This is a genomic window from Vibrio sp. 11-4(1), assembly GCF_013048625.1.
GTDB classification, from domain to species: Bacteria; Pseudomonadota; Gammaproteobacteria; order Enterobacterales; family Vibrionaceae; genus Vibrio; species Vibrio diabolicus.
The window spans coordinates 1-724 of record NZ_VHSY01000059.1 but is presented as its reverse complement, the minus strand read 5'-3'; the positions used below and the strand labels follow the sequence as shown (position 1 = coordinate 724).

The 724-nt window shown below is 39.6% G+C and carries 1 protein-coding gene; it reads right to left on the bottom strand.

Going from position 1 to position 724, the window contains the following annotated elements:
- Positions 1-88 precede the first annotated feature (88 nt).
- The gene (locus FKN16_RS24350; protein WP_170903746.1) at positions 89-694 is read right to left on the bottom strand and encodes a hypothetical protein; all 606 of its coding nucleotides are present in this window, start codon (positions 692-694) and stop codon (positions 89-91) included.
- Positions 695-724: the final 30 nt, after the last annotated feature.

The following is a 724-nucleotide window of genomic DNA, read 5'->3' as shown; positions in this document are numbered from 1 at the left end:
TAACGCCGCATTAAGGTGTGAGCGACGCTTGGCTATACTTGAGCGAAGCGAAACCGCCAAGCGTTGCGAATCACTCTTAAATGCTTTGTTAGCTGAATTTTTCAAGGGGTTCTAGTAACTTATAGGACTCACCTAATAATCTAGCGCGTTCATCAATGTCTGATACAAGATTTAAGAGCATGTGGATTTCAATGTAACGTGTCCGCGCTTTTATAAAAGCCTCTGAATTATAACAACGGGAAATCCATTCAAACTCCTGCTCTGATATGCTTTCTAGAACCCTCTCTGGTACATACTCACAGTGATCAACCATTTGGAAGTTAGATGTATGCCACATATCAAAAGGCTCTACTTTTTCATTTAGTAGCCATGGCAATAAGTACACATTTGAAAGCATGGTTTCAGCTAATTCGTAAGAAGCTTGATCAATATTGCCTATACGATACGTTAGTATTGAACGACACAGCATCTGAATAGGCTCTCCCATATCATCAGGAAACTGTGAATCATGCCACCCTACATATTCTTCTGCTTTCTTTAGATCATTTAGAACAAGCAACAACGGAAACATTAAGTATCTCTTGCCATAACCATCAGAGATATACCCATAATCTCTCAGTTCACGGTTAAACGCCGATTTGTAGCTAGAGATCTTCGCCCGTATTTTCTTATCAGTATCTGGAATTACAAACATAATCAAAGTTGCCTCTATTCAGCTAACGCC